This window comes from Escherichia sp. AM3 (genome assembly GCF_032029835.1).
GTDB lineage: Bacteria > Pseudomonadota > Gammaproteobacteria > Enterobacterales > Enterobacteriaceae > Escherichia > Escherichia coli.
Window position 1 is genome coordinate 1 of sequence record NZ_JAVUPQ010000165.1, and the last position, 3447, is coordinate 3447.

Below are 3447 nucleotides of genomic sequence, written 5' to 3' on the forward strand. Positions count from 1 at the left end.
TGGCCACGTTCTGATGACTGATGCGTGGTTTTATGGGCAGATATGCCCCTCTGAGGGGATTTAAGGTGATTACTGCGGATTTTGGGCTGAGCGATACCTGCGCCGAAAGCCCCGGAGGGGCTGGCGATGATTCAGTGCTGAGGGAATGGTGCTGTCTAGTGCGGTGGCGGGGCAGCCAGCGTCAGTTCAAGCTGACGCAACTCCCTGATGGCCAGTCGCTTCAGATGGTCATCGGAACAAAAATAGGCTTCATCCGGCGGCAGACGCTTCCTGAGATACTCTGCCATCTCATGAATCTGCTGGTCGGCAGGCAGTTTCTTCAGGCGTCTGGCGCGCTTACTGGCTGCCGCTTTTGCACGACGGTGTTTCAGTGCATCCTGGCTGCGCTGCAGATACCAGCGTTTTCTGGCCGCATGTACGGAGATATCTTCATCCTCACGCAGAACACCTTCCCGAATGAGCTGCTGGCGGATTTCACTTTCACGCAGTCGTTTCTGCTGCTGTTCGTGAAGTTTTACCATGTCGACGCCCAGCATCTGCCAGCCTGCCGGTGTTATCCAGACGTAACGTGGCAGACGCTGGCGGGTTTCACGGTCCCACAGGGTTTCCTCTGAAACACCCAGCACACCAAAACGTACCTGTTCGGCCAGCAAACGGGAAAGGCGGGAAACCGTCACTTCCAGTTCCGGAATAACCTTCCCCTTGCTGTCTTTCGGGCTGATTTCTCGGGCCAGACGGGAAACACTCATGCCTACGGTATGTGTGCCCGCATCACTGAAGCTGACCAGAACCGGCCAGATGGCATCGAGGAGGCGTTGTTTTTCCGGACGGAAAGCATATTTGCGACCGGCATACGTTCGTTTCTGCACGTAAAAAGGATGCAGGGACATGTGCATGCGCAGGCTCTGCTCGCCGGTCACCGGGTCCTTTTTCACCAGACGGTTGTAGGCGTGCCCGAGCTGCCCGCTCAGCGCCTTATAGCGGTCAGGACGATACCAGGACGGATTTTCGCATTTGGGTTTGGTGGAGTGCTCACCACGACGACGCTTCGTGCGCTTCCTTTCCGGTTCAACCAGGAAAGTGGTCGCCCTTCCCGCTTCATAGTCTTCCCAGAAACGGATCTGCTCTTCGGGTGCTAACTGACTCCAGTGTACTGCGTTATATGGAGTATTCTTCAGACCTGCCACAAGCTGTCGCTTATGGCGGAGCGATTGTGCAGTGTATTTATACACTGCACAGGGTTGAATCTCTGGTACGGTTTCATTATACTTTACCCGTATTCTGTGAGGCCCCCACTATCTTTCGTCGTTCCGCCAAGTTCGTAAGAAAGATAGTGGGGGTTTTCCTTTTATGGCTTCCGGAACATCTTCAGTCTTCTGACTTACTGCCCGTACATGCCATCTCTCCTGAATGCCTTATGGCGCATTCTGCCGTCCGACTTTCGCCGCTTTGCTCCACAGAGTGCCACCCTCTGCACAGCTAATAACAGCCGAAATATACCCGCTTTACGTTAATTTGAAAAGCATTACAACGATCTCTTCTCTTCCAGTGCCTCCTCACTGATACCTCTAATAAGTTAATCTTGACCTGCGTCAAAAAAATAAAATCTATTTTTAAAAGCAGATTTTTCTGCTTTAGATCCTTCTTTTGGATTAAAAGATCGACTTTTGTCCTACTCACGATCATTTATCTTACAACCGATCCACCTAACAGAATAATATTCTGTTTTAATGCAATTAAACGATCAAAAAAACCTTTAAAAAATCATTTTGTAGATCATTCGATCGTAAATAGAATAATTCTTAGATGATAAAACCATTTGTTACACAGCCCGCCAATTGTGTAACAACAGCCTCTACAAGAGCATATTTGTTCATATGTTCGTCAGAACTGCGGATTGTCTGGACGAGGGTCAGACACCGTTTCGTGCATATGGACCAGCATGTTCGAACGCCACAAAGCAGAAGCATCACACCTGGATCGCTTCGGCGCGGAGCGTTAAGTTTTGACGCTTTTTTGTATGTTTTTTAAGCTGTTAGTTGACTCGGTGCGTTATACTAAGTACCCTTTACTGGTCACAGGCAAAACTGTGATCGGGCGTAGGAACCCGCGTAGTCATCGTCGGCGCAGAAGTTAATTTCTTCATTTGGCGTCGTTTTTTGCCATACCATAAAGACAGGAACTTGTATTTCTTGTAGTCATCTATGGTAGCTCAGGCGGGGCAGGCATTAGCCTGGCCGGTTTCCGATGACGCCGGTATTCCTACCCCCGTCTGGGCTATCACCAATGAGCGTAGGAACTCAGTGATAGCGTTTTTAGTTGTCATCGGAGACCTTTGCTATGTCACCTCAACTGATACAGAAACTCCCGGCCATCACTCTGTTGGAAGGCATGTTTCCCGAGCTATCAACAAACCAGCTTAAAGTCTGCGTTTTTTACGCAATGGGTGTTCCTTACGACGCCATTGCTCAGAACTGTCGGCTTTCTCCCGAAACGGTACGAACCTACCTGAAGCGAAGCCTGAAGAACTTAAATCTGGAAGGATATGATGCACTTCGCTCTGCTGTGCTGATGCGAACGTTCGTTTTCATGATTAGCAATACAGCTAAAGAAAACGAAAAAATGTGAACAGGTGTCCCCATTAAAGGGGACACTTTCATGGAAATTGCATTTTGCACTTTACAGGCGATCCCAAATTGATAAACATAAACACCAAGCACAAGTTACTTTAATAAAGCAAATCACTTCAGACGGTGTCCCAATTATTTGTATCTGGCTCATGCCCGATATATGGCGACCTTACTCTGAACTGACGTGCTGATGTTTTATTTCGCGTATCACAATACTGTGCCACTGTATTGCTGATATTAGTGCTTAGCCGTTCTTTATCTGTGAGTTCGCCAAATCACCGATACAGAACGTACTAGAGTCTGCTGGTTATATGCCTGTCAGAACTGCAGTTTATCCAGATATGGGCTGGACACTGCTTCAGACATATGATTTAGCATATTCGCCTGACATCGCAAAATCGTCCATCATGGATCGGTTTTGCGCGGAGCGTTGAACTTCGTGAATATAGAACACCTGAATAACCGGAACTGGTATCTTGCGCAATATAATACAGCCGGCAAAAACAGAGAATCTTTATTCTCATGGCTGAATGAGCAAAACGTCGTACCATGGACTCCATTAATAACAAGAAAGATAAGACGGGCAGACTCCAGGTGCTGTTACCGTGAAAGAATATTCGCTATTTTTCCAGGGTACTTTTTTATTCTGGCTAATTTTGACATTCAACCAGTATCGGCATTACGTCGCCATAGCGCCTTCATTGATTTCGTGAAGTTTGGCGGTGAAATAAAACCCGTCAATAAAGATATTGTTGATGGATTAATGAAGATTTACCAGGACCCTGTGCTAAATCCGAGAGCCAGGGAAGAGCTGAAT

The 3447-nt window shown here is 47.7% G+C and carries 4 protein-coding genes; 3 read left to right on the plus strand and 1 reads right to left on the minus strand.

Features of this window, described 5'->3' with window-relative positions; genetic code table 11:
* Nucleotides 1–155: 155 nt before the first annotated feature.
* A complete protein-coding gene (gene repA / locus RTW80_RS23315) occupies nt 156–1187 on the minus strand; it encodes a plasmid replication initiator RepA (protein ID WP_136360489.1) in 1032 nt (343 codons plus the stop codon).
* Between the two features lie 1017 nt (nt 1188–2204).
* Here repA and RTW80_RS31685 point away from each other — a divergent pair.
* The 3 genes from RTW80_RS31685 to RTW80_RS23330 form a co-directional block, all read left to right on the plus strand.
* The gene (locus RTW80_RS31685) at nt 2205–2423 is read left to right on the plus strand and encodes an ash family protein (RefSeq protein WP_024133196.1); all 219 of its coding nucleotides are present in this window, start codon (nt 2205–2207) and stop codon (nt 2421–2423) included.
* A complete protein-coding gene (locus RTW80_RS23325) occupies nt 2341–2628 on the plus strand; it encodes a helix-turn-helix transcriptional regulator (protein ID WP_000074849.1) in 288 nt (95 codons plus the stop codon). The genes RTW80_RS31685 and RTW80_RS23325 overlap by 83 nt, the downstream gene beginning before the upstream one ends.
* Nucleotides 2629–3069: 441 nt before the next feature.
* The coding region (locus RTW80_RS23330; RefSeq protein WP_312720429.1) for a transcription termination/antitermination NusG family protein at nt 3070–3447 on the plus strand (378 nt) is incomplete at its 3' end.

Bases quoted from the DNA above. Each gene is read 5' to 3' on its own strand.
- RTW80_RS31685 (WP_024133196.1), top strand. From the start codon at position 2,205: ATGGTAGCTCAGGCGGGGCAGGCATTAGCCTGGCCGGTTTCCGATGAC.
- RTW80_RS23325 (WP_000074849.1), top strand. From the start codon at position 2,341: ATGTCACCTCAACTGATACAGAAACTCCCGGCCATCACTCTGTTGGAA.